The sequence below is a fragment of the Cupriavidus gilardii genome (assembly GCF_013314895.1).
GTDB lineage: Bacteria > Pseudomonadota > Gammaproteobacteria > Burkholderiales > Burkholderiaceae > Cupriavidus > Cupriavidus gilardii_C.
The window spans coordinates 22,387-47,380 of the sequence record NZ_JABTYE010000026.1 but is presented as its reverse complement, the minus strand read 5'-3'; the positions used below and the strand labels follow the sequence as shown (position 1 = coordinate 47,380).

Here is a 24,994-nt window from a genome sequence, read left to right as displayed (position 1 = left end):
GGTAGAGATCGTTCGCTTTCTGAACAAAATATCGCAGTGAATTTGCAGGCGTTGGAGCAATCTGTAGTAACCCTGCGGACGCCGTACCAACCTGCATTCCAGTCCGACGAGCAAGCGATCCAATTGTGGGACGCCATTATTAACTCCATTCGGCTGCGACCCGGTGCAGCGTAAGGCGACATTAGACAGGCGCTTTGGCGGCGCAGTCGGCCCACCCGGGCGTGAGCGCATAACTGGAGCTCTCCGTCTTGGGGCCAATGTCCATCGTCATGGTCAACGCTATGAAGCGTAGTGGCTCAGCAAGTTCCCCATGGAGAACGACGCCGCAAGGATGGCAAACCCTCGCGGTTGCGGTCGCGGATGGGCGAGATCCCGGCAGTCGCCTGAACGGAGCGTGGTATGAGGGAAGTAATTGCCCGCGGCTTGATTCCTGCCGCCGCATTGGCATGCTGCGCGTTGCTATATGGCCAGGAGGTCATAGCAAGTCAGCAATGGCTCCCCGAGTGCGTAGGGCGACTGGAATTGCAATTGCCTGGGCCGGCCGAACAGGCGGCCTGGGATGCGGACGAGGTTGCCAAGGACATCCGTGGAGACCTAGGCATTGAACCCGCCACGCGCTATCCCGATGGGGAGCGTACCTTTCGTGTGAACCTCAGTCGCGGGCCGTCGCTGATTACGCATCCGCTTAGCGACGCAGCGCGCACGACGATGCGCGACGCCGTGAACGTGCGGATGAAGAAGGATGTCGCCATGTTGAAGGCTCGCGATGGCAAGGATGTCTACGGGGACCGCGTGAAGTTCGAACCATTGGACTGGACGGGGCAGACAGGCAAGGCCTGGCGTATTGGCAGCCAGTTGTCGGCATTTACTGAGGTTGGGAAGGTCGGGTTGTGGTGGAGACTCAGCAACCGTGATGGCGATGTCGCTGCCGAACAAGCGTATTTTGCGTCAGCAGTGGCCAAGGCGAGACCCCGTGACCCTAACGTGGTCCCAACGATGCCAGGTTTGTGCATGCCATATATCTTCATTCCTGACGATGGGGTCGCGCCACGCTTTGTCGAGGCCAACTATCGCCTGAAGGGGCAGCCCGATGTCATTGTCGGTTTGGAAGACAAGTCCGCCACCCCGCTGGATCTGAGGATGAATGCCAGGATGCGCGACCCAGAGGGTGTCTCGGACTTCTTCTGGACCGCCCGGTACCAGGATCGCGAAGAAGTCCGAAGCGTCTGGAAAGACCGCTACCGCAGCATCACGATAGCCGGGGTGAAGGGCGTGGAGTCATTTGTGCGTCTTCGTCGGGAGGATGGAACCATCGACCATGGCTACTTGATCGTGGCATTGGGCAGCCCGGGCACCGGGGGCAGTTCGAGTGTGATGCTTTACCTCATACAGCGCGCCGATTTCGCCAAGAAGGCTGGCGTTGCACCGTTGGACCAGTCTTCGTTCCTTGCGCTGGCACGCGAAATTGCCGCAAGCGTCAAGATCAGGAATCTGCATCACTGACGTGTTCAAGGGAAAGAAAGATATGGGGTGCGTTCAATCGGTATCGGCGCGATGGGTATCGCGGTATTGCTGGTCGCGGTCGGATGTTCCGCAACCGAAGACGAGGTGCCAGCTAGTTCCAAAGTACAACGAGAACGATACCGGTGGACTGACATTGGAGAGTCGTCTTCCATCCCGTGGAACGGAGCGCAGCATGAGGCAAGGTATTGTCCGTAGCTTGATTCCTGCTGCGGCCCTGGCATGCTCGCCGCTGGCATATGGCCAGGCCGACGTGGCGAGTAGGCAATGGCTCCCCGAATGCGTAGGGCGGCTGGAACTGCAATTGCCTGGGCCGGCCGATCAGGCGGCCTGGGATCCTGTGGAAGTCGCCAAGCGCATTCGTGGCGATCTGCGCCGCGATCCGCCGGCACGCTATCCCGACGGCGAGCGTGCCTTTCACGTGAATCTTGGTGATCGCGGGCCACTGCTGATTACGCACCCCATGAGCGATAGCCAACGCGGGGTGATACGAGCCGCTGTCGATAGTCGGATGACGAAGGATGGCGCCATGTTCAAAGCGCGCGATGGCAACGACGTGTATGGCATGCGCGCGACTTTCGACAACTTGGACTGGGCAGGACCTGGCGGCAAGGCTTGGCGTGTAGGCAGTCAACTCTCCGCGTTTACCACGGTCAGCGATTCCGGCTTGTGGTGGAAGCTAAGTACCCACGACAGCGACGCCAACGCCGACGAGGAGGAGTTCGCCTCCCTGGTGGCGGGGGCGATGCCGAGGGTTCCAAACTCTGTGCCTCCAAAGCGCGGCCTGTGCATGCCCTATGTGTTCTTGCCCGATGACGGTGTTGCGCCTCGATATGTAGCGGCCAGCTATCGCCTGAAAGGGCAGCCCGACGTGATCATCGGTCTGGAGGACAAGTCAGCCGCTCCGCCGAATGCGAAGCTGAACGCGAGGATGCAGGATCCCGAGGGTGTGTCGGACTTCTTCTGGACCCACCTGTACCAGGATCGTCGCGAGGTAACGAGCATCTGGAAGGACCGCTACCGCAGCACCACGATCGCTGGGGTGAAGGCCGTTGAGTCGTTCGTCAGCCTCCGTCGCGAGGATGGAACCGTTGATCATGGCTACTTGGTTGTAGCTCTAGGCAGTGCCCGCGCACAGGGCAGTTCCAGTGTGATGCTTCACGTCATTCAACGTTCCGATTTTGCCCGTAAGGCAGGGATTACGCCGCTCGATGAAGCATCGTTCCTTGCCCTGGCGAGGGGTATCGCTGCCCCCAGAGTTGCACGTGATGCGCGGCAGCAGCATTCGATGTCGTCAAACGATCATGGCTAGGATCATTTTGTCCACACTAATTGCCGTCTTCTCGTTGTTCGGCTGTAAAAGACATGCCGCTGAGAAAGACGAAGGCTGGGGCCTGAAGCTGTCCATTCTCAACTACACGGACATGCCGCTGGGCGTTGTCTATGTCAATGGAGTCTGGGCGGGTGGCATGGGAAGTTGGGGAGGAGGGACGAGCTTCGCTGGAAGTGCAGGCGTTCCTACCAAATGGAGGCCCGGCATGACGATGACCGTTGAGTGGCGGGATGATGCGCTCTATCAGAAAGACAAGAACGCTCTCCATAGGGCTGAGGTAGAAGTCGAGCCGTATACCGGCGACTACCTGAGTTTTCTTTGGGTTGCGTTTTTCCCGGACGGTAAGGTAAGGCTCTTTCCTTCAATGTATGGGCCAGGTCATCCAGAAGCGCCGGAACTGTTAAGGCAGTCACCTGGTGACGTCTGCGCAAAAAGCGAGGCGTGTGCAAAGAAGTATATTCGGCGTGAGGGATATCATCCCCATGGAGTAAATTGATATTGGGGACGCATGTGCTGGTACAAGAATTTGAGCCATGGCGCGCCAGGGCTGCCGCCGCTCTCCTTCTTTGTACGATGACGGCGTGCGATGGTAGGGTCGACACCGTTGCCAAGCTCGATGGCGAGCAGGGGGAGCGCATCCGACGGATGGAGAAGAGCGACGGACCGGCGCTTGGCGGCGCCAGGGTCCCCACTGGAACGTACCGTACGCCGGCGAAGATGGATGGCCTGACAATCGTCGGATACAACTACACCGACACCTATATCAGCGACTTCTGGGTCAATGGTGCAGGCGGCGGCAATATCGAAGTTTCGTCCAAGGAACACAGCTATGGCGGCGGTACTTGCTGTGCGGCAATTCCGGCCGATACCCCATTACCTCTGTCCGTTCGGATCGAATGGAAGCGCGACGGCGATGTGCCCCGCTGTCGGCAGACGGTGTTGCTCGAGGGACCGGTGCCGCCGGACGCGCGGTACTTCGAAGTGCATTTCCACCAGGACGGGAAGATCAAGGTGGCCCTGTCCGACTACCCTTCCGTGCCTCACGTACTGATCGATCGCTTCGACTACACCAAGCGCAAGGCGTCTGGCAACGTGGTCAATGACACCATGCTCGGCACATGCGGGTGAGCCCGAGCCCGCTGAAGTGCGAGATAGAAGGTGAATGAACGTGTTTCAGGGATGGCTGCGTGGGGCTGTTCCCAATCGTTGTGCCGGCTCGAAAACCAGTGAGACGACATAGTGCGCTTCGTTTCCTATATGCCTGCCGCCATGTTGGTCCTGTGCTCCGCCGCGATTGCGGACGACTTGGCCGGCTGTGGCGTCTCCATTCCGTCGAAGCGGTATGGTTTTGAGGCGCAACCGGTGCGCGCCGAAGACCTTGGTCGGTGCGCGCGCTTCTATCACTACAGTGGCTCTCCGCATCATGCGCACCGGCGGCCGTGGGTTTTCTCGATCTCGGTGCTTCGCGGGGATATCGTATCAACCATAAGAAAAGTGCCGTCCAACTTTATGTCGAAGCCAGGCGGAGGAGTCGAATTCCGAATGCCAGAACCAGCGGAGCATGCGGCCACTGGCTATTCCAGTTATCCCATATCGGTCTTGCACAGCATCGCGACGATCAAAGAGGGGGTTGGATATATGGTGGTCGAGTACGACCGATGGGTAAGCACGATCAAAACCATCTCTCCGTCCGAGGCGGTTGAAACGGAGGAAAGAGAACGATGTACCAGTGCGATAAGAAGCAATGGATCGACAACCCTGCTGATGACGGGGTGCATTCCGGCCAGTGCGGGGCGCATGGGGTTCAATGCCGTCAAGGGCCTGATCGAAAGTAGCCTGTTTCAGTGAATCCCCCGGAGCCACGGCCGCTTGTCGTCGTCAGTCGCCAACAAGTCCAGATGACCATCCGACAGTACGTCTTGATGTCCCTTCTCGTCTTTGGATGTGTGCCTGCCATCGCTGCGGCCGACTGCATCCGGATGGATCTGTTGGCCGGCGGACCAGGCATATGTGTTCCAAAGGCGCTGAAGGCGAAGCCCAACACCGCGCTGTCTTCCCGACATGCCGGTACGACGTGTGTCTCGTTCGGTCTTCCTGAAGCAGCCCAGGCTGTCGGTCTGATGTGTGTTTCTTCGAGCCAGGAATTCCTGTCGGACTTCGGCGTTATGACGGACCAGGACGGACGGCTATTTGCTGACGGCGGCCGCGGCACGCGAGGCGTCAGTGTCGCTACCGGGATGTCGCTGTATTCAATGGAAGTGATGGAAGATCTCAAGCTGGCACATACGGTATTCGGTGCCGTCATCGACTGCGATGAGGCGGGCGCGGCCGTGTACCGCGCCACGTCGAGCTGTCACGTGGCCGTCTCGTTTCTGCCGAACCGGCGCTTTCTGTACAGTTCCTTCGTGCTGCAGAACCATGTATCGGGGCAGGGAAAGGCCCGCATGCATGACATCGTCGACCTATGGAAATCAGTAAGGATTTCCGAATGACGGTGGCGCAAGTGAAGCGTGCTTTAGTCGGTGATGGGAACCGGTGGCATATCGCAGTGATGTTTCACATCGCATTGATCCTGTCCCTGGCGCTTGCCAGCACAACGCTCTTTGCCGATGGCCAGCATCGCCGCTTTTCCGGCGAGTCCGTCTCCTTCGAGTTCGACGCCACACGCTACCAGTCGATAACGGAGGCGGGGAGTGTTGAGCGAGGTGATGGCAGCACGCCTGCTCAGGCCTACAACCTGACATTGCATCGGCGTCATGCGATCGGGGAGAGTGATGCTGATGCGGGCACTGTCTGTCTTTTGCCTCTGAATACGTGCGCCAACAGGGGCGGCGGTGAGCTTCCCTATTGGCTTGACGAAGGCAGCGAATTGAGAATCTTCGGTCCTACGGAACCCGTACGACGGAGAACGCTCGGCGGGCGGTTGATACTGGAAGCATTTCCCCTTTGCGGCTGGCATGATGGTAATGATTGGATGCCATATGGCGGGCAATGTTACGTTGCGGTTCTGCCGTTGGAGAGCAAAGTTGTGAGCTTTACTTTCCTGCTGGGAAAGGCCTCTGGCTGCAAGCAGTACGAGCGCTGCTGGGCCGGCCAGTTGAGAGCGACAAGGCGAATGCTCGCGACGGTCCGATAGAGGGCGACGTGCACCTGAAGCGCTATCCAGATTGACGAACGCTATGACACAGCGACTTTCTCGTTCTTTGATGTGCCTGCCGTTCCTGTTCTGCATGTTGGCCTCCCACGCTGCCACATCCGTCGTGCAAGACGATATCGCCGCTTGCATCAAGAGGAAGAGTATGGCCCTGGCCTCGTGCAAGAGTGGGTGTGGTCTGATAGCGAAGAGTTGCTATGACGAGGTGGAGGATGGATATGTATCGAGGATTCATGACACGATAGCGGCCGCATCGGCTAACGCATGCCCGGTCGATCTGAGAGCCGTTTCGGAAAAATACGATGCCCTGAGAGGCGACATAGAAGGGGCCCTTGAACCAGGCTCGTGGCAGCAGCTCGATATGCGCCTGATTCTGCTTGGAAGCCAGCTTGAGTTGCTGCGCGCCGTGCAACGAGGGTGCGCGCACAGGTAGCGAAGAGCGCCGGGAGCCGATGGCCATCTTGCAAATTCAGTGCCCCAAGACTCAGCTGGGGCCGACGTATTCAACGTAGAACAACCACCTGCTGCCGGCAACCGGAACGCCGAATGCGCGCCCGGATGGTCTGCTCACCATCCACCGCGCGTCGTAGATGGGACGCGCGCCGCGGAGGGCTTCTTCCAGCGCGACGGTGGCGTCTTTACCAAGCCATGGCCGAACGAAGGCCCCAGGAATGGTGGCGTTGCCTCGATACGACGATTCCGCGGAAATGCGCTTCACATCAGAATCGGACAGCGTCGCCACGCCGATCACCGACACATAGTCGGTTGGGCCGATTCCGCCATCGCCCTTCTTGGATTCGGGCAACGTTACGACCTCGAATCGAACGTCGCGGGCGGGCTGTTGCAAGCGGAGATGCGTCCCGAAGGCGCTCGAATCTGCGTTGAGCCCCGGCTGCGGCTCCGAGCATGCTGTCAGTGCGAATGCCAAGGCCGAGATGGTAATTCGGAGCGCGCGGAGCCGGCGCTGCCGGCGAGACAGGGTAGGCATTCTCGTATTGTCCAAGTGCTCGCCATTCCTGGTCGGCTTGATACGGTATTGTCCGGCTATGCGCCTCTATCTTGAAGATGCGATTTGCTGAACGGGAAACGGCCTCGCGGGACCCGAGCACGCCGTCGCTAATCAGAAAGGCTATGATAGCCATACGCTCCGTCGGTATCTACCCACTCTTAGGTCTAACATGGTTAGGATTCTTTCCGCTGTTCTAATCGCCGTCTTCGTGTTGTCCGGCTGTAAAAGACATGCCAAGGAGGAAGACGAAGGCTGGGGGCTGAAGCTATCCATTCTCAACTACACGGACATGCCGTTGGGCGTTGTCTATGTCAATGGAGTCTGGGCGGGTGGCATGGGAAGTTGGGGTGGGGGGACTAGCTTCGCTGGAAGCGTAGGCGTTCCTGCCAAATGGAAACCCGGCATGACGATGACCGTTGAGTGGCAGGATGACGCGCTTTATCAGAAAGACGAGAATGCTCTACATAAGGCCGAGGTAGAGGTAGAACCGTATACCGGAGATTATCCCAGTTTTCTTTGGATCGCTTTCTTTCCGGATGGAAAAGTACGGATTTTCCCTTCAATGTATAGGCCTGGACCGCGAGCCCCGGAACCACTAAGGTTGTCGCCCGGTGAAATCTGTGCGAAAAATGAGGCGTGTGCGAGGAAATATATTTTGCGCGAAGGTTATCAACCACATGGAACAAGTTGACGTTTACAGCGCACTTGTGTTTATCAATGTCGCGCGGCGATCGAGTAAAAATAGGTCAGTACGTCGCGTTGCGAAGGTAGTTGTCTTCGCGATATCAATGTGGATGTTGTCCGCATGCGAGAGCGAAGTGGTCGGCACCAACATCGTCGGCTACAACCATACGGATAAGGATATCGGGCACTTTACAGTCGATGGGAAAGGAGGCACCTATCTCGGTGCACACGAAGGCGGAGGCGGCTTCGTATGCTGCGTGGCGGTGCCAGAATCATGGAGACCAGACCTCGCAGTGAAGATCGGTTGGACCAACGAGCATGACAAGAACTACCGGGAACGCGTAGTGCCTGTGCCGAGATACGACGAGGTCGGGCACTTCGCCGTTCACTTTCTTCGGAACGGCGAGATCAAGGTCTTCGTGACGATGTATGCCTTTTGGTCGCCGCACTATCCCTTGAAGGGCTCCGATGCGCAGCTTCGGCATGGTATCGATCCCAGTGGACCCGGAGGAAAGGAGAGATGATAATGCGGAAAAGCCGGCGCAAGACGGGCTCCGACATTCCTCTCTCCGGCGCCTGCAGTGGTACCTGCGCATCCGCGGGCATGTCCCCTTTGACAGTAACCGTGTTGTTCTCTGCTTTCCTCGGCTTTTTATCGCCCGGCCTAGGCATAGCGGGGGCCTTTGTTGACCCGAGCTTTGCGCTCCGGTCGGATGGTCGAGAAGTGGCGATACAAGACGGCAATGGCAAGACGCTTGTCTGCGAGCTTGGGTTCAAGGCTGACAGTGCTGAACCGTCGTCCGATGGTGCTGCGCTCATTGTCTCGGACACTGAGTATGTCTTGATGGAAGACTTGTCTCGGTGCGAACAAGCTCGTCCATCGAAGAAGAGCATTCCAGCGGCGGCAGGAACATTGATTGATCTAAATATCAACAAGGATATCTATCTGTCCATAGATCCCATCTCAACAACGCCGCCAAGTTTTCTTGCGACAATCGCGCGAATAGGAACCTCGCGCAATCTCGTTGGCATCCCGGGGGCCTATGTAAAGTCAATGCCGTTGGAGCAGCTCCAGAAGTACGGTTTTGCATATGATGACTCCCGTGCCAAAGGAAGGCTATCGGCAGATGGACGCTTCGCGTCTCCCAACGGTGAGATGGATTGCGGACCTAATAGCTACCCCGGGGTATGGGACATCAGTGCAAACCGCAAGGTTGTGGCGCCTGCGGACGTTCAGGAGCATGGCGCCGAAGGTATCGCCGGTTGGTGTCGCCTGCTGTTCTCGCGGAAGCCAAGGTAAGAAGTCTTGGGAGCCACGGGAGCGACAAGCGACGATCGATGCGCGCAGCTAAGGCTCGGGATAGTGGTGAAGCGGAAGGTTCCGGCCTCGGCAGAGGTGAACGGGGTTCCGAAAGAGTTGCAGTTCCACGCCCTTAGTGCGCCGGACCGATGAGAGCCGACGATGGAAGGGAGAGCTCCTTATCGGTGCAGTACTGGCTCAATTCCGGGTCCCCGTCGGGCGGGCCGTAAAAGAATGTCTTCCTGTCAAACCTGAGCCGAAAAAAGCGTGTCCGCACCCGTTCCAGCTTCTCGTCATAGCACGCGCGGCTGGCCCTGAGATCACTGAACTGCTGTGGCTTGGCACGGCGTATCGGCTTCAGATCCGTGAGCATTTCATCGGCTACCTGAAGAAAGGTCTTGTCCTTGCACTGGACGAATGCCATCAAATGAACCACCTCATGTAGCCCGTATGCCGATCGAAAGTCCTTTACGATGACGTCAGGAAGACCATCGTTGTTCAGGTCGGGGCGCGAGTGCAAATACGTTTTCCCCTGTGTGTACGAATAAAAGCAATCCACGTCGTCCTGACCGGGGAAGCACACGGAGACGGCTCCGTCATCACGAAACTTGATGTCGAAAATGCGGTCGTCAGCAGCCTTGTTGCAGAACCGCTGAATTCCTTCGCTTGAATGGAGACTTCCGGCCTCCGCCAGCGCTACCGCGGACGCCGCAGCAGCCATCACGATGATTTTCTTTAGCATCAATGTCACAGTCCTGTGGTGTCCAACACGAAGGAGTGTCGCGCTTCTGAAAGCGGTCCCAACTCGTGGTTCAGGGAATACTTGCGGATCTCCCGTCCGGCGTATGCCGGCCAGGATGCAAGATCTTTCTGGCTACTGGTGATCGCCGTCGCATCTGTCAGTAGTTGTCGGCTCAGGGCTTGCTCGTGCAGGTCAGTCCAACGATTCAGCGGTAGAGCCCAATCGATACTTGGGTTCGCCAGTATTGCCTTATGCATGGAATCACCTACTGCATTGCCGGCTACGTGTGCGGGGCGAAAGATGTGCCAACGCAGGAGGATCGCGATGGCCTTCTCCGAGGTGAAGACCGTGCCGAGGGAGCCTGCTATCCGTTGGTTTCCCGCTCTGGCCAGCACAGGAATGGCAAGGATGTCTCTTAATCGGAGCCGTACCATATCCCACATCGAGCTACGAACGCCCGGTACACATCGGCCTGCCATCACCCACCGGTAGAACCAATGCCACGTCTTGTAGTAATTCGCCTCTGGTAGCTGGCGGCTGACTTCCGGAAGTCTGCCGAGATTGTCCGGCGCCTCGGCGGGACTTGTAACGGGCGCGTGCTGGCGAATCCAGCCGGCATACTTGCGCTGGCCAGCGTTCCATAGCGCTCCCTGGTTGCTCCGTACCCACGCGGCGGAAGGATAGAGCCCGAAATTGCCGAAGGCCGTAAGGTAGTCGGACCGATGGTGATGCAGGACATAGGCGAGGAACCCGGCCAGCTCACCATTGTGGTACCCCTTGGCGGGCAGGACGCCCAATGTCCAATGACACGGCCCGATTGACACAAGAGCGTCGTCGTATGCGTTGACGGAGTCGAACGCTGCCAGGCATTCCTGCTCGGCCGTGGCTCTGACTACCCTGTACGTCGATGCCGTGGCACACTGAGGGTCCGCCTGTAGTGCCGCCAACGTTCTTCCCTCGATTAAGCGTTCAGGAGTCATTTCGCTTTCGGGCCAGCAGTGCGCTGGCACAGTGCTGACGGGACCGCCGTAGCCCTTGTAGTTGGTGTAGCTGCCAAGTGGTTGGTAATGGTCGTCCCGTTGCGTGCTGGGATAGCAGTAGTAGCGCGTGAAGTCTCGAAAGAACATTCGGGTGTGGGTCTTCCACCAGGGTCCGTTTTTTACGCCTACGTGCGTGATCTCATCGTGTCGCCAGATGTTTATCCCGTTCACAAACGGCCGGGTACGAGCCTGCGTTCGGGCGTCCACCGTCCACACCTCAATGACCACAGGGCAACGGTAGTTGTGGTGCACCCAGTGGTCCAGGGCATCCCGAGTCGTTTGGTTAACGACTCCCGATATCGGACCTGTGTATCTGCAGGTGTTGGGGACGCGGGACAGCGTCGCAACATAGAGTGACTCTGCCGGACTCGAGTCATCGCGCATTCCTAGCGATGCAACATCATGCGCGTGCTCGGCCAACGGCGTGCCGAGTTGGCTCGCGGGAAGGAGACTTCGAAGTCGTGCTGCACTGAATTGCGCGACATGCGACATCCCCGCATAGATCTGGAATTCGCGTACTGCCCACTCTGTATAACGGTCGAAGTAGCCGCTGGGTACGCCCACGACACCGAACCCGAGGGATCGAAGATCGCGCTGCAGTTGTTGCACGTACTGGGGTACAACGAGCGTCGCTCCACCCTGATCTTGAGGTGTCTCGCCGGTTGCCGGATAGGAAGGGGGGTCAAAGAGCCCGCCCCAACGCGGCGGGCGGTTGTCCCGGACCGCGCCATCGTGATCGTCGCGCTGAAGGTCGAAGTTGCCGTATCGCATGGGGCGGCCGGCGGTCAGATGTCATGCTGGGCGTTAAGCGATGTCAGCGCATCCGCATGTAGGCCGGAGGAAGAGGGCATCCTGACCGTCTCATGGAACGCCCGCAGTGCCGCCCGGGTTCTTTGGCCGCAGACTCCGTCGAGTTTGCCGTCATAGAAGCCGAGATTCTTTAGTCGGGACTGGATGCCGCGGTGATCCTTCGTATTGGCCTGAACGCGTAGATCCAATGTCCATTGCCATGGCTGGTGTTGACGGTCAAACGGATGAATTGTCAGCGTGGCGGTCTCCGTGCCTGGCACCATGGGATGCTCTATGACTCCGCTGGCCGGGACATTTCCTTCGAAGGTCTGGGTACCCAGGCACAGCACATAGGGCTTGCCGATGATGGGCTCTGCCTCGAATGGACGCGCGATGCGGACGGCAAAGTGTCCGGGCGGGATCGCAGTGGCCGAGGGATGATGAGTCGGGATTGTTGGATTGCCCTCCGCTGCGGTGAAAGTATGGTGAATCGCTTTGACTTCGACCATCCCCGGCGTCTCGAAAGTAATCGCATTCCCTTCCAATCGAATCACCGAATCCGCCGCATGCAGCACGACGGTGTTCTTCGCCAGAATCTCGACCGCCTCATTCGACGAAGTCACCACCACTTCCTTGTCCGCTAGAATCGACATCGCGCCGCCATGCGCCTGTACCGACAGTGGCCCATTGGCGGCAACGGCTTTCAAGCCATTACGCTGCACGAACAGCGACACGCCTTGCGCCGCCGCCATCGCGATGGTCTTGCCGGCGGTCAGCTGCCAGTCCGATTGCACGGTGCCGTGCAGGTGTCGGCCCGAATAGACCGCAGTGGTTTCCTGACTGGCGACCGCGATGGAAGTTGGCGTCTCCGCCACCAGCAGCGGCTCGGCAAAGCGCTCGACCGGCTTGCCGTCAGGCTGCTTGGCGTCCTGGCCGTTGACGGTGTCGGCGTAGTGCCCGTCCTGCTCGGGCTCGACCATCGTCAGCAGTGGTTCGAACAGCTCGTTGGCGGCCAGGGGCAGGGCGGTCTGCGTCTGCGCGGCGGTCGACAAGCGGTCGGCGGTCCGTTGCGCGCCCTTGAGCAGCGCGATCGCCTCGGCCATGTTCATCACCGTGCCGGTGGCGCGAGGTCGCGCGGTGGTCGACAGCAGCAGACCCTGGCCGGCGCGCACCGTCGCCCACGCGTCGCTGCGCAGTTCGGCGCCGGTGCCGCGCCATGGGCCACGCTGAGCGTCCTGCGGGCCCTGGGCGACCAGATAGCCGAGGTTCAGCTGCGTCTGCGCCGCGGAGCTGGCCAGCCGCATGCGCAGCCGGCCCTTGAAGTCGTCGACGACCCACTGGTTGTAGCCGTCGCCGCCCAGGCCGCGCGTATGCCAGCCGGACAGCATGGAAGCGAGCGGCTTGTCGTCGTTGGCCCAGGGCGGGGTGTCCTGTTCGTTGTGCAGCTGCATCGCGGCCAGCGGCCGGTCGATGTCGCCGTCGAGGAAGGTCAGCAGCAGTTCGGTGCCGACGCGCGGCAGGTGGTGGGTGCCCCAGTTGGGACCGGCCATGGCGCCGGCGACGCGCACCCAGGCGGTGACCTGGGTCAGGTCATCAGAGCCGGGATCGGTGAAGGCGGCAGCCTGGCCCGCGTTGCCCGTCTGGTCCGCCGGCGCAAAGGCCCGCAGCCACGGAAAGCGAACGCGCACGCGATGATCGCGATCGGTGTGCAGGGGCGTCTCGCCCTCGGCGATCACGATGGCGGTCTGGCCTTCGGGCGCGGTCGGCTTGGCGCGGAAATGCGGCACGATCGGGGCATCGGCGCGCACCGCTTCGAGCGTATTGCGATAGCCGCCGGCCTCGACCTCGGTGGTGCCGAGCAGCCTGGCGACATCGGCGCCGAGGTTGTTCGCCGCTTCGTGGCGCACCGACAGCGCGACGAATTCGTCGCCGTCAGCTGCGAAATGTTCGGTCAGGGCAAAGCGCTGCCCGGCGCCCAGCTGGCGGACGGTACCGGCGCCATCGAAGCGAACAAAGCCGCTTTCCTCTCCCTGCATGCGCAATTGCGCCGCACGATCGGCCGTCGCCGCATCGGGATAGCGATAAGGCCCATGCGCATCGAACGCTTCGAGGGTCGGCCATTCGCCGGGCACCGAAGCGGCATTGGCCTGCGCCGACGCGGCGGTCAGCGTCTTGTAGTCCCAGGACGACACGGTGACCGCGTTGGGGCCGATGCTGTGCCGCGTCGACCAGACCGTCATCGTGTCCGTCTCCTCGGTCATGTCGGCGCGATGGAAGCGGATGCTCGATTGGGGGCAGGGCGGGCGTTCCGCATCGTTGTCGAACACCACCAGACGATGGCGGGCCTGGCTGCCCTCGGGCTTGTCGTCTTCGCCCTGCAGGTGTTCAAAGCGGTAGGACAGGCCTTCCTCGGCCAGCAGCCGCTGCACGAAGTCGAAATCGCTCTCGCGGTACTGGGCGCAGATCGAGCGGCGGCGCAGCGGTTGGGAGACCGTGAACTGGAAGTTGGCCGCCGGATAGTCGCGGAAGACCTCTTCGACGATCTCCTGCGCGGTCTTGTCCTGGTAGACGTAGCAGTCGACGCGGCCGCGCAGGCGCTCGAGCCACGGCGCCACGGTGAGCCGGTAACGCGCCAGCCCGCCGTCGCCGCCCATTGCCGCGCAATCGACGACGAAGCCATGCCAGGCGCGATAGCGTCCATCGGCCAGCATCAGCCGCAGCGTGATCTCCTGCCGCGCCAGCTCGACCGTATCGAGATGCGCCGACGGCGACAGGCAGTCAATTTCGATGACGAAGGACTTGGATAGGGCTTCGAACGCCGTGAAGCGTTCGACTACGAGGCTGACGTCGACCAGCCCTGTTTCGAGGGCGATCAATCGGCTTCTCTGGCGCAGCAGAGCAACGATGAGATGAGGCGGAACAAAAGGGGCGGGCGTCATGATCCGTAGTCCCATGCTTACCAAAGTCCCTTGCGGCGAATTTGTCGCGGCAAGAATGGTGGCATGGTGCTACGGATGGCCCTCAGGAAACTTTACGGCGTGATACGACGTTCCGCTGAAGAGCTAATACCTACAGTCGTGGGTCGGATTGTTCGACATCCCTCTGCCGGATGACCGCTCCATCGGTCTTGGCTCTCATCGCATGGCGATGGCTGTCGAGGTATCCCCATGCCCTTGTAGCCTTGCGGTTGCCTTGGCCCAGGCAACCAGATCCGTCGGGTAGTAGGGGAAAGAGTGCAGGGTGCTATCGTCCTCGATGCCCAGTAATAGGACGGCTGCTCCTGCCTCAAATGACCAGTAAGCGAAGTAACCGGCTTGGCCTTTGGACTTGTGGTGTTGTGCCACGCGGCTCCGGCGAGATCCTTGTACCACCGTTCAAGAAACCTATGTAGGTTCTTTAGCGCAGCTTCATTATCGTCCGTCGACATCGCGTCCGCCAAGGACTCGAACGGCTTCATCGCCAGAAGGGTATTGCATACGTAGCGCTCCATGGGTGCGTACGCCAGGAACTCCTCAATGAGGAAATCCATGCCAGCGTTTGCTTTGTCTGGGCCGTCAAGAAAAGCTGCGATTCGTGGAAGCAGGTCTCGCCGGTGGAGCAGATAACACAGACCAATCAGCCCAAGGCATGGACAATAGCCGTCGAACGATCCGATATCCAGCCCCATGGCATTCGGATTTCGCTCGTATTGGCGCAGCTGCTCAGTGGCCGTCTCATGCGCAGCGACGACGGCTTCCAAGTCGGCACGTAGGGAATTGATGGGTTCGCCGGCAGTGTACTTCAGGGACAGATACTCATAGCGGATACGCGCAATGGACTGAAGGGAAAGGGTCCATCCCTCTGCCTCGGAGTCTGCTGCGCCCGAGGGCCCGCTCGCGTGCATCGAGAGGACTTTCGGTATGTCGACCACTTCCTGCAGCCAGTGCTGCTCGCTGAGGAATTCCTGCCGTCGTCGTTCGGAGAAGCTCATGTTGTTCCCACTCTATAGCCGTCGGCCTTTGCCTCCGCTTCTGTGTCACGAACGCCGGCGAGGGACCGGCAGACAGGTATCCGTGTAGTAGAAAGTTGGCCGCAGCGTCGGGGGGCTCGGTGCACCTACTGCCACACGAAATACCAGGTCGTATCGACGGCTCTTGTTTCGAAGAACGTAAGGGAACGGTCTTCCACATCACTGTCTTCGGGCATGGGGAACTCCGCCCATATGTCAAAGGGCTCGCCCCAGTACAACTGGTATGCCGGTTGCAGAGGACGTCCATGGACGCAGAACGCGACGCTAAAGTCGTTTGCCGTCCAACCATTGTTCCGGTACCCATACGCCGGTGCGAGGGCAGAGCGAGCCCGGCTTGGCGCGCCGGGTCATATCAACGGAACACTTTGGGTATGCTGCGGGCCGAGTCAAGACTGCGTATTCCTCCGCATAACGGACGGCGTCAGCGCGATCGCCCACGCGCGATCCAAATATACCCGTTCCCTGCCAATTGAGGCACGGTTCAGCCAATCTGTGCCCTTCGTTTCATTGTTGAGCAGCGTTACGCTACCGGTTCCGCACGCAAAGCTCAGCCGTTCAAACGCACGGTCCCAACGCTGACGCTGCTCATCGTCCATCCAGCCGAGCGGGTGCTCTACGAGGCCGCGATAATCGCTTGCAGGGGCCCTCAGAGCATCGATCATCGGGATGTAGTCACCCCCAGTTTCGATGAATCGGATGCAGCGCCGAATGTTTTCGGCGTGCTCCAGGTAGCGGGAGACCCAGTAGTCGAGGCGCGCAGCGCCGTGCATCCTTGGCCGGTGATGAGAGTATTGAAGAGCTGGGCGAAGCCTTCACACAGACGGACGCATAGCTCGTAATAGGCAAGGGAGGTGGTTTGGTATAGGAACCACGCATCCTGGTCGAGGTTGCGTCGTTGGTCATAGGGCTTTGCGCTCTTTGTGCTCATTGGTCAGACTTCGCTCGTTCCACTCTCGCGGTCTTGCATTAGACGCGTTCTATCGACCGTGCCTGCATGTCCCTTCGCCCAAGCCACCAAATCCTTCGGGTAGTGGCGGAACGAGTGCAGGCTGCTGTCATCCTCGATGCCGAGCAGTAGTACCGCAGCGCCTGCCTCGAACGACCAGTAGCCGTGATAGCCCGCCTGAGTTGGGGACTTGTGTGTATCGTGCCATGATGTTCCAGAAAGCGAGCGATACCAGCGTTTCAGAAACGCGGTGAGAGCCGAGAGCTTTTCATCGGCTGATTCGAGGTGGATTGCTCGAACCAGGTCGCCGTAGGGATCGTCCCAAAACCATTCGTCGACATCTTCCCGCGCAGGAAGGGCAAAAGCCAGGAGATCCTCATAGACGGCGTCTTCGCCTCGGAAGCCGTCGCACAGTGCAGCCAGCCGGCTCAGTTGGTCTGTCCGACGGAGAAGGTAGCAAAGACCGATGAGCTGCATCACGCGGCTATAGTCGTCCACCGATGTGAATATGAAGGCAGGGCGCTGCGGATCCTTATGAAACGCCCGGTCCGCTTCCGCGAATCGCTCGTAAGCGCCAAGGACACCATCGAGCTCTCTACGGAGCTGCTCAATCGGATCCCCCGCGGTGTATCGTAGGGACAGGCGCTCATATGCAGCATTGGCGATCGCGTGATAGGACAGTGCCCATCCTTCGGCCTCCGTCCGTGCTGCGCCAGAGGGCTTGCCGGCATACAGGGCAATCGACATCGGAATGTGCTCCATCTCCCGCTGAAAAGTCGCCTCGCGGAGCAGCTTCTGCCGGCGTGCTTGCTGAAATTCCATGATTGTGTGTGCCGATTTCTAGTCTGCTCGATTTCGCGCGTAGTCGGCCCAATCCTTCGGGTAGAACGGCATATCCCGATAGCGTGCATCATCGATATCGAGCACGACTGTGGTTGCCGCGGCCTCCCAGGACCAATATCCGTAGAACGATACGTCGGCCTCGCCATGCTGATCGACATAAGGTTCCGCGCGGCTGGCGTGATACCACTCGTCCAGATATTTCGCCATCAAAGCGGGCCGCTCGCCCGATGCAGCGTCGAAAATCTTGAGTAGATTACGGTATGGAAGGTGGCGAGTCGCTTGGCTTGGCGTCGAGCCACGGTCGGCGACGAAGGGTGCGACCAATCTTTCAATCAGCCCATCACGTACGCCCATGTCCTCATTGCCATAGTCGAGGAAGGCCATGACACGCGGCATGTCGCCACCGCATCCGCTGAGAATGCCGAAGCAAACCATGCGAAGGGCGACTATCCAGTATTCCTCGTCGCGCAGCGTGGCATGCGGTGTGATTTGGTTGTCAGCTTCCGGAGTGGCGTGGTACGCCTCATGGAAGTCGGCATACTCTTCAGCCCAAGCCATAGAGTGTGGCCATACCTCCGAAATGTCTTCGAGTTGACCTCCTGCGGAATACTGCAGGCTTGTCCAGTCCAATGCATTCCACAAGCGGCGACGAGTTGACGTCATCAGGCCACCCGGCTTTGCCTTGGCCACGCGCTTCGGCAAGTCGATCGTCACCGAAGCAATTCCGCCGAGCTTGTCGTCAAAACGCTTCGAGTAAGTGGGGTAGCGGAGGAGTGGTTCGCGCTTCCTTTCAAAGCGTTCCTCCGGGACCTTCCAATTGGCCCATCTCTCCCAGTTGATCTCTCGTTTGTTCATCGTTCTATGTTTGCCTTAGCCCAAGCGACCAGATCCTTCGGGTAGTAGAGGAAGGAGTGCAAGCTTGTGTCGTCCTCGATGCCAAGCAGCAGAACAGCCGCGCCTGCCTCGAAGGACCAGTAGCCATAGTAACCGGCTTGGGTTGGCGACTTATGGGCGTCATGCCATGGCGCTGCGGCGAGATCCTTGTACCAGCGCTTCAGGAATTTCTGCAACTCGCTTAGCGCTGCGGCATTATCTTCTGTTGACATTGCATCGGCTAGAGCCGCAAAGGGCTTGGTCGCCAGAAGTACGTCGCATTCATAACGGTCCAGTGGCGCGTAGGCTAGAAGTTCCTCAATCATGAAATCCATGCCGCCATTGGTCTTGTCCGGCCCGTCCAGCATTTCGGCGATGCGAGGAAGCAGATCGCGGCGATGAAGAAGATAGCAAAGGCTGATCAGTCCGACGCAAGGGTAATACCCGTCGAATGAGCCGATATCGAACCCTACTGCGTTGGGGTCGCCTTCGTATGCGCGTAGTTGCCGTGTGGCGCGTTCGTGGGCCGCAACGACGTTCTCCAGGTCCGTACGGAGCGTTTCAATTCGCTCGCCGGCGGTGTAGCGAAGCGTGAGTAGATTGAGCAGATCTTCCGCGACGACCCGGTATGAGATCAACCAACCCTCAGCCTTGGAACGACCTGAGCCGGCAGGGGCAGATTCCAGCAGTTGGATGCCTTCGGTCAACTCATGGCAGGCAGTTTGATAGCTCGCTTCATTCAAGAAACGTTGGTGTCGTTTAGCTTGAAAGTCCATATCGAATGGGCGTAAGGCTTGCCAGCTTCAGCGGTGCGACGCGTCTTGTCCGCGAGTGACGAGCGCGGGCAGGCACACAGGGTCGCCGTCCTGGAAATTCCAGGGCTATCCAATCATCGCGCATGGTTTCCCGCAGAGCGGTCTGACGGCTAATCTTTCCCGGAACATCCATATACGCACTTGCCCGCAAAATCTGCGATCGGTCGCACGGGATCGCGAAAATACTGAACGCTCCAAAGCAACTCCGGCGGCTCGCCGCTATTTGCGTCTGAGGGATAAGCCCACAGGGGCGTGCCCGATTGCCGCCATTGGACAGCCTGGTCGCAAGCTCCGCTGAATATGGGAGACGGAAGCTCGCGGTGAAGCCTATACGCTTCCGCGATAGGCTTGGCTGGACAGATCCGTCCCCGTTTTGTGAGGACGAATGTCCGTGCGCTGTCGACCTTGTCGTCGACGACGGCGTTGCCGCTGACCAAATGGAAGACATTGCCATTCGACCAGGCAGGTTTGTTGCCATGCTGCTCTCGCTTTATCGACAGGGGCGTAGACGGTTGCTTCCCGTCCATGCGAATGACGTTGCCCTTCTTGTCAAACTCGTAGAGTCCATGGCCGGAAATGAAGAGGGCTCGCACAGGCCATGCTTTTGGCGATGGCCACTGAATCCCGTGTCGGGGCGCCTTGTCGTTTCGACGCAGCGCATTGGGCGGAGGCGGCGATACGTCGACCCAGTGGCCATCCTCCCCGTCAAGAGAAAAGACTTTATCGAACGGACGTGCATGCACATAACGCCGTTGTTCAAGCAGACTGATGCCTGTGTCGCTCATCTGTACGACCACGTGCGTGCTCTGGCCTTCTTCGATCTCGGTTTGCCACGCGAGCGTGCGGGCGGAGCCCTTACCGCGCCGTGGTGACGCGGCCAGGTGGACCGTCAATGGGCCGGAGGAGGGAAGGAGTTTGATTGTCTCGCCTGGTTGGATCCGGGTGACGACCGATTGGTCCACGGAGACGTCGATCGGAGTTTTTGTTCGCCCAGGCTTGTAGAAGAGCGTGAGGCTTGACTCAGCGCTTGTTCGTGTCGGTGCTTGTGACACTGTGGAGCCTGCAGATGATGGAGCGGCCACTGTCCCGGTCGAGCAAAGAGTCAGGGCAAAAGCAAGGGCAGAAACGGCAAGGGGTTTCATGTTTACGGCTGATGGGTGCCTGCAATAGATGCGCCGCGCTTGCGGGAAACATCGCCAATGTCGCTGACCGCCCGCGTTCATTCAGCAGCGTGCCAGTGAGCAGCAGTGCTGACCTTCCTGGCGCAGACGCCGATCGTCGACCGGATCAGTCTTGCGAACGGGGTTGCCAAACAAAATACCACGTAGTATCCACTGCCTCCGTAACTGGGAAACCGGTCGCTATGGCTTCATATTCCGCAGCCATCTCTTCATCGTAGCCGATGAACGGGTTGTTCAGCTCCAGGCCCTTTATTCGATATGCCGGTTGCATGGGGCGGCCTTCAACACAGAATGCAAGACTAAAATTTGTGGCACCGTCCAACCATTGTTCAGGTACCCATACGCCTGTGCGGGGGCAGCGCGCACCAGGGCACACGCTCTGACCAAGGTCGACCGGATGCGTTGGAAAGGGGCTGGGCGCCGACATGACTCCGTATTTCTCAGCGGACTGAATCGCAGTGGCTGCGTCTCCCGCATTGCTATCATCCCGCTCAAGGTAGACTTGATCTTTACCAATGGGCCGTCGATTTAACCAATGGATCCCTTTAGTAAGGTTGTTTCGTAAGGCGGTGCTACCGATGCCACATGCGTAGCTAAGTCGTCCAAATACATGGTCCCACTGCTTGCGCTGTTCATCGCTCATCCACCCAAGTGGCTGCTCCACGAGGCCGCGATAGTCTGCTGCAGCGGCATTGAGGATGTCCACCATCGGCATGTAGTCACCGCCGTTGTTGATATATCCTATGCCACGTCGAATGTTTTCGGCATGCGTTAGGTAGCGCGAGACCCAGTAATTGAGGCGAGCTGCGCCATGAAGGCCATGGCCGGTCAGGTAGGTATTGAAGAGCTCCGCAAACTCATCGCAGAGCCTGGCACACAATTCGTAGTGCGCAATGGCCGTAATCCGATAGAGATACCACGCGTCCTGATCAAGGTTGCGTGGGATGTCGTAGGGCGTCAGCTTTGCTGCAGTCATTGAATCTCCTCAGGTAATGCATCTGGCCGCATGCGAGCGTCAGCGCTCGGCCAATCGCTTCCATCATCGAAGCGCCCCAGCCATCGGCGAGAATCACTTGCGGTGAAGCGAACGTTTGGATCTCCATCCCACTCGCCGCTGCCGACCAAATCGAGGTCGCTATTCCGAATGGGGCGAAGCAGCTCGTTCAGGCGCACTGGCAGCTCCGGAGCGCCCGCACTGACCGGGTAAAGACGTGGGGTGTCACCGAGTTCTATCCATTGCCCATTTTCAGAGTCCGAGATGTTGATTTTGGGATGCTGTAGCTGCAAACGCACCTGCTCTCGTGAACAGTGGAGTTTCTCGCGCCAACTATCCGAGAGAAAGAAGCCCCACGTTGGTGTACGTACGCCCTTGGTGAGCCCAAAACCCATGCTGAAAGGGTAGTCGATGTCTAGACCATAGAAGTGCATCGCCAAGCTTCTATCCCACACCGAAACTTCGGAACGCATTCCGAACGCAGGCGGATTGGCCATCGCGAACCCACTGTAGACCTGCTGAGGCTTCAACCGGTCGATCGCCGAAAATAGGAAACGGCGCCATGCTGCACTGTTGTCCAGCCACCACTGCCAGGAGTGGTACAGCTGAATGTGCGAGTAGCGTCTGCGGTCGGGGTCGTCGGAGTCATTCATGTAGGCCGGATTGCGCCAGAAGTAGCCACCGACGACAGGAGAGGACGCGATGTTCTCGCTGTCTGAAACGTCAAAGGAAAAATGCTTGTCGGCTTTGACGTCCTTGGCGAATTGACGCAAGTTGGGTAGACGCTTTGATCCGTATGGGTGTGGGCGTGTCGTGCCAGGGTGTGTGCACATTTCGTATTTCACCGCTGTCAGTGCCTCGAACTCTTCATGTATGTCGACGAGCAGTTGCGCGGTTTCGGTTGCCCGTGTCGAATCGTACGAAAAGTAAAAGGTTGTGAAAGGGGAAACGCCAAGCTCGCAGTCAGCACTACCCCAAGCGGTCGCTGGCCACTCTTGCAAGCTCGCGACAAACTCGGAAAGTTGTTCCGGAGTAAAAACTGCATGTGTCGTGCTCATGATCTGCGCCGTCTCTGGTCGTCCGATGCAGGGCTGTCTGCCTTTGGTGTCACGAATTCGCAAACGTAGGCCACATCACGGGGCTGATAAGCCTTGGGAATCGGGTTCAAATAGAAGTCACAATAGGTATCTATTGACTCCGTCATTGGCGATCCGGTTGGTATGGAATGCCCGTTGTCGGGGCATCTTGCCCATTTCCAAGTTCCATATTCGCCTTTGCCCACGCAACCAGATCCTTCGGGTAGTAGAGAAAGGAGTGCAGGCTTGTGTCGTCCTCGATACCAAGCAGCAAAACGGCCGCGCCTGCTTCGAAGGACCAGTAGCCGAAGTAGCCCCCAGTTCTTCCTTCACGATCGGGCTTGTGAGCATCGTGCCATCCCGTGCCAGAGAGGTCTTTGTACCAACGTTTCAAGAATGCTCGCAAGGATGCAATGCGTTCCGCTTCGGTGTCCTTGTAAAATGCTTTTATTAAGTCACCGTAGGGCTTGTCCCAGAACCATTGATCAATGTCGACGCGATCACTGAGGGAAAAGGCCAGCAGGTCCTCGTAGATGGCATCCTCGCCCTTTAATGCGTCGCAAAGCTTGGCAATCCGAGGCAATAGATCGCGCCGATGCAGTAGGTAGCTGAGGCCAATGAGCTGTAGGAGCCGACAGTAGTCATCGATGGACGAGAAAGAGAACACTGGGCGGTCGGGTTCCCGATGAAAGGCACGATCCAGTTGCGTCAGTTGCTCGTACGCCGAGACGACGTGGCAAAGATCTGCGCGCAGCGCTGAAATGTCATCCCCAGCTGTATATTTCAGAAGGCATAGATCGAAGTGGTTGGACGCAACGATCTCAGCAGACGCCAGCCACCTTTCCTGAAGATTCCTACCAACTCCGGATGGTTGTTTCGAGAAGACCCTTATGGACTCAAGAAGGCCTTCAAGCCCCATGCGATAGTTGCTTTCGCTCAAGAACTGTTGCCGGCGTCGTTCGATAAAGTTCATATTGTCACTACCGTCGCGGAGGGCGCGCAGCCGGGTCGCTGGACATGGTGATCCTCCGGGAGAGGGGCGGACGACTGTCGATTGGCTACTGGCACCGCAGACGAGCGTCGGCGCAGGGCCAGGCACCGGCGTCATCGAACCGGCTCAACCATCGTTGTGTGTCGGTCAGGGCTCGCGACGTCTCGCAAAGTCGTCTTCCGACGCCTTCCATTGAAACCAACGCTTCCAGTCAGGCTGATTGACATCCATGTATCAGCCTCATTGAACGTCCGCCTTCATTTCCGTTGCTCCGAACGAGCGCCGCGGGGAGGCGCTGACGTTAAAGTTCGCACGAAATGTGTCTTAGCGTCGAACCGTACTGCAGGGACAAAACGAGCGGCGTCGACAAGTTCTGTAGTCCCATGCTTGCCAAAGTCTCTCGCGGCGATTGTCTCGCGGCCAAGAATGACAGCATGGTGTGCTACAGATAGACTTCAACAAACTTTACGGCTTGATACGGTGTTCGCCAACATGCTGATACCTACAGCTTTGGGTCGGATTGATCGACATCCCACTGCCAGATGGCCGCGCCATAGTCAGATTGAATGTCCGGCATGATTTCCCCTGCTCCGAAGTAGCGGCGCGAGTGCATCTGGGCCGGGGTCATCCAATAGCCGGCACGTGGGCACTGCGACCCTGGTTCACATCGCATCGCGAAGGCTATGGTGCCACCACTGTCTTGTAGCCCTATGTTGCCCTTGGCCCATGCAACCAGATCTTTTGGGTAGTAAAGGAAGGAGTGCAAGCTGCTGTCGTCTTCGATTCCTAGTAATAGCACTGCGGCGCCTGCTTCGAACGACCAGTAGCCGTAGTAACCGGCCTGGCTCGAAGACTTGTGCGTGTCGTGCCATGGCGCGGCAGCCAGATCCTTGTACCATCGCTTAAGGAACTTTTGTAGTTCCTTAAGTGCCGCCACATTGTCGTCCGTCGACATCGCGTCGGCCAGTGATCCGAAAGGTTTCGTGGCCAGTAGCACATCACACTCGTAACGGTCTAATGGCGCGTAGGCAAGAAACTCTTCTATGACAAAGTCCATGCCGGCATTCGTCTTGTCCGGGCCGTCGAGCATCTCGGCAATACGTGGAAGCAAGTCACGGCGATGGAGTAGGTAGCAGAGGCTGATCAGCGCAAGGCATGGGCAGTATCCATCAAACGAACCAATATCAAAGCCGCTGGCATTGGGATCACGCTCATATTTTCTCAGGCGTTGCGTGGCACGCTCATATCGAGCCACTACATGCTCCAGCTCTTGGCGAAGCGGATCGATTGCCTCTCCAGCGGTGTACCGCAGCGTTAGCTTGTCGAAGATGTGCTGGGCGGCCATGCGGTAGGAAACCAACCAACCTTCCGCTTCGTTTCGTCCAGAGCCGGCTGGTGCAGACTCGAGCAGTTCGATGACGTCGGAAAGGTCCTTGTAAGCGGTTCGGTAGCTCTTCTCGTTCAAGAACTGCTGACGCCGCTTATCGTTAAAATTCATACGAAACGTCTTGGCGTGCAAGCGCAGTCCGACAAGTACAAGCGTTGTCGACAGGTTCTATGGTCCCATGCTTGCCGAAGGCCCGTGCGGCGAATGTGTCGCAGCAACAATTGTGGCATGGTGCTACGGGCGCGCAACAACAAGCTTTACGGTGTGATACGCTTCCGCTGATGTGCTGATACCTACAATCTCGGGT

Annotated in this window: 24 protein-coding genes; 11 read left to right on the top strand and 13 right to left on the bottom strand. The window is 58.7% G+C overall.

Annotated elements, in window-relative coordinates:
• Positions 1-36: 36 nt before the first annotated feature.
• From HTY53_RS25160 to HTY53_RS21075, 8 genes are all read left to right on the top strand, one after another.
• Positions 37-174, top strand: a complete 138-nt coding sequence (locus HTY53_RS25160) for a T6SS immunity protein Tli4 family protein (RefSeq protein WP_438820981.1) — start codon at positions 37-39, stop codon at positions 172-174.
• A gap of 225 nt (positions 175-399) precedes the next feature.
• A complete protein-coding gene (locus HTY53_RS21105) occupies positions 400-1,503 on the top strand; it encodes a T6SS immunity protein Tli4 family protein (RefSeq protein ID WP_174108513.1) in 1,104 nt (367 codons plus the stop codon).
• A 193-nt stretch (positions 1,504-1,696) separates the two neighbouring features.
• Positions 1,697-2,833 carry a hypothetical protein gene (locus HTY53_RS21100; protein ID WP_174108512.1) on the top strand — a complete coding sequence of 379 codons (1,137 nt, stop codon included), beginning with the start codon at positions 1,697-1,699 and terminating at the stop codon, positions 2,831-2,833.
• Positions 2,826-3,350, top strand: a complete 525-nt coding sequence (locus HTY53_RS21095) for a DUF3304 domain-containing protein (protein WP_254600055.1) — start codon at positions 2,826-2,828, stop codon at positions 3,348-3,350. The genes HTY53_RS21100 and HTY53_RS21095 overlap by 8 nt, the downstream gene beginning before the upstream one ends.
• A 14-nt stretch (positions 3,351-3,364) precedes the next feature.
• On the top strand, positions 3,365-3,982 hold the full coding sequence (locus HTY53_RS21090; protein ID WP_174108511.1) for a DUF3304 domain-containing protein: 618 nt from the start codon (positions 3,365-3,367) through the stop codon (positions 3,980-3,982).
• A gap of 111 nt (positions 3,983-4,093) precedes the next feature.
• Positions 4,094-4,702 (top strand): hypothetical protein, encoded by a 609-nt coding sequence (locus HTY53_RS21085; protein WP_174108510.1) that lies wholly within the window; start codon positions 4,094-4,096, stop codon positions 4,700-4,702.
• 50 nt (positions 4,703-4,752) lie between these two features.
• Positions 4,753-5,346 carry a hypothetical protein gene (locus HTY53_RS21080; RefSeq protein ID WP_174108509.1) on the top strand — a complete coding sequence of 198 codons (594 nt, stop codon included), beginning with the start codon at positions 4,753-4,755 and terminating at the stop codon, positions 5,344-5,346.
• Positions 5,343-5,990 (top strand): hypothetical protein, encoded by a 648-nt coding sequence (locus tag HTY53_RS21075; RefSeq protein WP_174108508.1) that lies wholly within the window; start codon positions 5,343-5,345, stop codon positions 5,988-5,990. The genes HTY53_RS21080 and HTY53_RS21075 overlap by 4 nt, the downstream gene beginning before the upstream one ends.
• Positions 5,991-6,492: 502 nt before the next feature.
• Here HTY53_RS21075 and HTY53_RS21070 read toward each other — a convergent pair.
• Positions 6,493-6,996: a hypothetical protein gene (locus HTY53_RS21070; protein WP_174108507.1), complete on the bottom strand. Its 504-nt coding sequence runs from the start codon at positions 6,994-6,996 to the stop codon at positions 6,493-6,495.
• Positions 6,997-7,186: 190 nt separating this feature from the next.
• Here HTY53_RS21070 and HTY53_RS21065 point away from each other — a divergent pair, with 190 nt between their 5' ends.
• From HTY53_RS21065 to HTY53_RS21055, 3 genes are all read left to right on the top strand, one after another.
• On the top strand, positions 7,187-7,708 hold the full coding sequence (locus tag HTY53_RS21065; protein ID WP_174108506.1) for a DUF3304 domain-containing protein: 522 nt from the start codon (positions 7,187-7,189) through the stop codon (positions 7,706-7,708).
• Positions 7,695-8,225, top strand: a complete 531-nt coding sequence (locus HTY53_RS21060; protein WP_254600054.1) for a DUF3304 domain-containing protein — start codon at positions 7,695-7,697, stop codon at positions 8,223-8,225. The genes HTY53_RS21065 and HTY53_RS21060 overlap by 14 nt, the downstream gene beginning before the upstream one ends.
• 80 nt (positions 8,226-8,305) lie before the next feature.
• A complete protein-coding gene (locus tag HTY53_RS21055; RefSeq protein ID WP_174108505.1) occupies positions 8,306-9,001 on the top strand; it encodes a hypothetical protein in 696 nt (231 codons plus the stop codon).
• A gap of 133 nt (positions 9,002-9,134) precedes the next feature.
• On the opposite strand, the gene HTY53_RS21050 is transcribed toward HTY53_RS21055, so the two are convergent.
• The 12 genes from HTY53_RS21050 to HTY53_RS20995 all read right to left on the bottom strand — a co-directional run bounded on the left by HTY53_RS21050 (position 9,135) and on the right by HTY53_RS20995 (position 24,819).
• Positions 9,135-9,743 carry a hypothetical protein gene (locus HTY53_RS21050; RefSeq protein ID WP_174108504.1) on the bottom strand — a complete coding sequence of 203 codons (609 nt, stop codon included), beginning with the start codon at positions 9,741-9,743 and terminating at the stop codon, positions 9,135-9,137.
• 5 nt (positions 9,744-9,748) lie between these two features.
• Positions 9,749-11,554 (bottom strand): peptidoglycan-binding domain-containing protein, encoded by a 1,806-nt coding sequence (locus HTY53_RS21045; protein ID WP_174108503.1) that lies wholly within the window; start codon positions 11,552-11,554, stop codon positions 9,749-9,751.
• A 14-nt stretch (positions 11,555-11,568) separates the two neighbouring features.
• A complete protein-coding gene (gene tssI / locus HTY53_RS21040) occupies positions 11,569-14,511 on the bottom strand; it encodes a type VI secretion system tip protein TssI/VgrG (protein WP_174108502.1) in 2,943 nt (980 codons plus the stop codon).
• A 92-nt stretch (positions 14,512-14,603) separates the two neighbouring features.
• The gene (locus HTY53_RS25155) at positions 14,604-15,542 is read right to left on the bottom strand and encodes a PoNe immunity protein domain-containing protein (protein ID WP_254600053.1); all 939 of its coding nucleotides are present in this window, start codon (positions 15,540-15,542) and stop codon (positions 14,604-14,606) included.
• A 970-nt stretch (positions 15,543-16,512) separates the two neighbouring features.
• The gene (locus HTY53_RS21030; protein ID WP_174108501.1) at positions 16,513-17,349 is read right to left on the bottom strand and encodes a PoNe immunity protein domain-containing protein; all 837 of its coding nucleotides are present in this window, start codon (positions 17,347-17,349) and stop codon (positions 16,513-16,515) included.
• Between the two features lie 18 nt (positions 17,350-17,367).
• A complete protein-coding gene (locus HTY53_RS21025) occupies positions 17,368-18,225 on the bottom strand; it encodes a PoNe immunity protein domain-containing protein (RefSeq protein ID WP_174108500.1) in 858 nt (285 codons plus the stop codon).
• Complete coding sequence (locus HTY53_RS21020; RefSeq protein WP_174108499.1) at positions 18,222-19,019, bottom strand: PoNe immunity protein domain-containing protein; 798 nt, start codon at positions 19,017-19,019, stop codon at positions 18,222-18,224. The genes HTY53_RS21025 and HTY53_RS21020 overlap by 4 nt, the downstream gene beginning before the upstream one ends.
• Before the next feature lie 149 nt (positions 19,020-19,168).
• On the bottom strand, positions 19,169-20,200 hold the full coding sequence (locus tag HTY53_RS21015; RefSeq protein ID WP_174108498.1) for a hypothetical protein: 1,032 nt from the start codon (positions 20,198-20,200) through the stop codon (positions 19,169-19,171).
• Positions 20,201-20,345: 145 nt separating this feature from the next.
• The gene (locus HTY53_RS21010; protein ID WP_174108497.1) at positions 20,346-21,215 is read right to left on the bottom strand and encodes a hypothetical protein; all 870 of its coding nucleotides are present in this window, start codon (positions 21,213-21,215) and stop codon (positions 20,346-20,348) included.
• The gene (locus HTY53_RS21005) at positions 21,212-22,291 is read right to left on the bottom strand and encodes a type VI immunity family protein (protein WP_174108496.1); all 1,080 of its coding nucleotides are present in this window, start codon (positions 22,289-22,291) and stop codon (positions 21,212-21,214) included. The genes HTY53_RS21010 and HTY53_RS21005 overlap by 4 nt, the downstream gene beginning before the upstream one ends.
• Positions 22,292-22,433: 142 nt before the next feature.
• The gene (locus tag HTY53_RS21000) at positions 22,434-23,282 is read right to left on the bottom strand and encodes a PoNe immunity protein domain-containing protein (RefSeq protein WP_174108495.1); all 849 of its coding nucleotides are present in this window, start codon (positions 23,280-23,282) and stop codon (positions 22,434-22,436) included.
• A 520-nt stretch (positions 23,283-23,802) separates the two neighbouring features.
• Positions 23,803-24,819 carry a PoNe immunity protein domain-containing protein gene (locus HTY53_RS20995; protein WP_254600052.1) on the bottom strand — a complete coding sequence of 339 codons (1,017 nt, stop codon included), beginning with the start codon at positions 24,817-24,819 and terminating at the stop codon, positions 23,803-23,805.
• Between the last annotated feature and the right edge of the window lie 175 nt (positions 24,820-24,994).

Coding starts and splice junctions, on each gene's coding strand:
- HTY53_RS21105 (WP_174108513.1), top strand. CDS start 400: ATGAGGGAAGTAATTGCCCGCGGCTTGATTCCTGCCGCCGCATTGGCA.
- HTY53_RS21100 (WP_174108512.1), top strand. CDS start 1,697: ATGAGGCAAGGTATTGTCCGTAGCTTGATTCCTGCTGCGGCCCTGGCA.
- HTY53_RS21095 (WP_254600055.1), top strand. CDS start 2,826: ATGGCTAGGATCATTTTGTCCACACTAATTGCCGTCTTCTCGTTGTTC.
- HTY53_RS21080 (WP_174108509.1), top strand. CDS start 4,753: ATGACCATCCGACAGTACGTCTTGATGTCCCTTCTCGTCTTTGGATGT.
- HTY53_RS21075 (WP_174108508.1), top strand. CDS start 5,343: ATGACGGTGGCGCAAGTGAAGCGTGCTTTAGTCGGTGATGGGAACCGG.
- HTY53_RS21070 (WP_174108507.1), bottom strand. CDS start 6,996: ATGCCTACCCTGTCTCGCCGGCAGCGCCGGCTCCGCGCGCTCCGAATT.
- HTY53_RS21065 (WP_174108506.1), top strand. CDS start 7,187: ATGGTTAGGATTCTTTCCGCTGTTCTAATCGCCGTCTTCGTGTTGTCC.
- HTY53_RS21060 (WP_254600054.1), top strand. CDS start 7,695: ATGGAACAAGTTGACGTTTACAGCGCACTTGTGTTTATCAATGTCGCG.
- HTY53_RS21055 (WP_174108505.1), top strand. CDS start 8,306: ATGTCCCCTTTGACAGTAACCGTGTTGTTCTCTGCTTTCCTCGGCTTT.
- HTY53_RS21050 (WP_174108504.1), bottom strand. CDS start 9,743: ATGCTAAAGAAAATCATCGTGATGGCTGCTGCGGCGTCCGCGGTAGCG.
- HTY53_RS21045 (WP_174108503.1), bottom strand. CDS start 11,554: ATGCGATACGGCAACTTCGACCTTCAGCGCGACGATCACGATGGCGCG.
- tssI (WP_174108502.1), bottom strand. CDS start 14,511: ATGACGCCCGCCCCTTTTGTTCCGCCTCATCTCATCGTTGCTCTGCTG.
- HTY53_RS25155 (WP_254600053.1), bottom strand. CDS start 15,542: ATGAGCTTCTCCGAACGACGACGGCAGGAATTCCTCAGCGAGCAGCAC.
- HTY53_RS21030 (WP_174108501.1), bottom strand. CDS start 17,349: ATGGAATTTCAGCAAGCACGCCGGCAGAAGCTGCTCCGCGAGGCGACT.
- HTY53_RS21025 (WP_174108500.1), bottom strand. CDS start 18,225: ATGAACAAACGAGAGATCAACTGGGAGAGATGGGCCAATTGGAAGGTC.
- HTY53_RS21020 (WP_174108499.1), bottom strand. CDS start 19,019: ATGGACTTTCAAGCTAAACGACACCAACGTTTCTTGAATGAAGCGAGC.
- HTY53_RS21015 (WP_174108498.1), bottom strand. CDS start 20,200: ATGAAACCCCTTGCCGTTTCTGCCCTTGCTTTTGCCCTGACTCTTTGC.
- HTY53_RS21010 (WP_174108497.1), bottom strand. CDS start 21,215: ATGACTGCAGCAAAGCTGACGCCCTACGACATCCCACGCAACCTTGAT.
- HTY53_RS21005 (WP_174108496.1), bottom strand. CDS start 22,291: ATGAGCACGACACATGCAGTTTTTACTCCGGAACAACTTTCCGAGTTT.
- HTY53_RS21000 (WP_174108495.1), bottom strand. CDS start 23,282: ATGAACTTTATCGAACGACGCCGGCAACAGTTCTTGAGCGAAAGCAAC.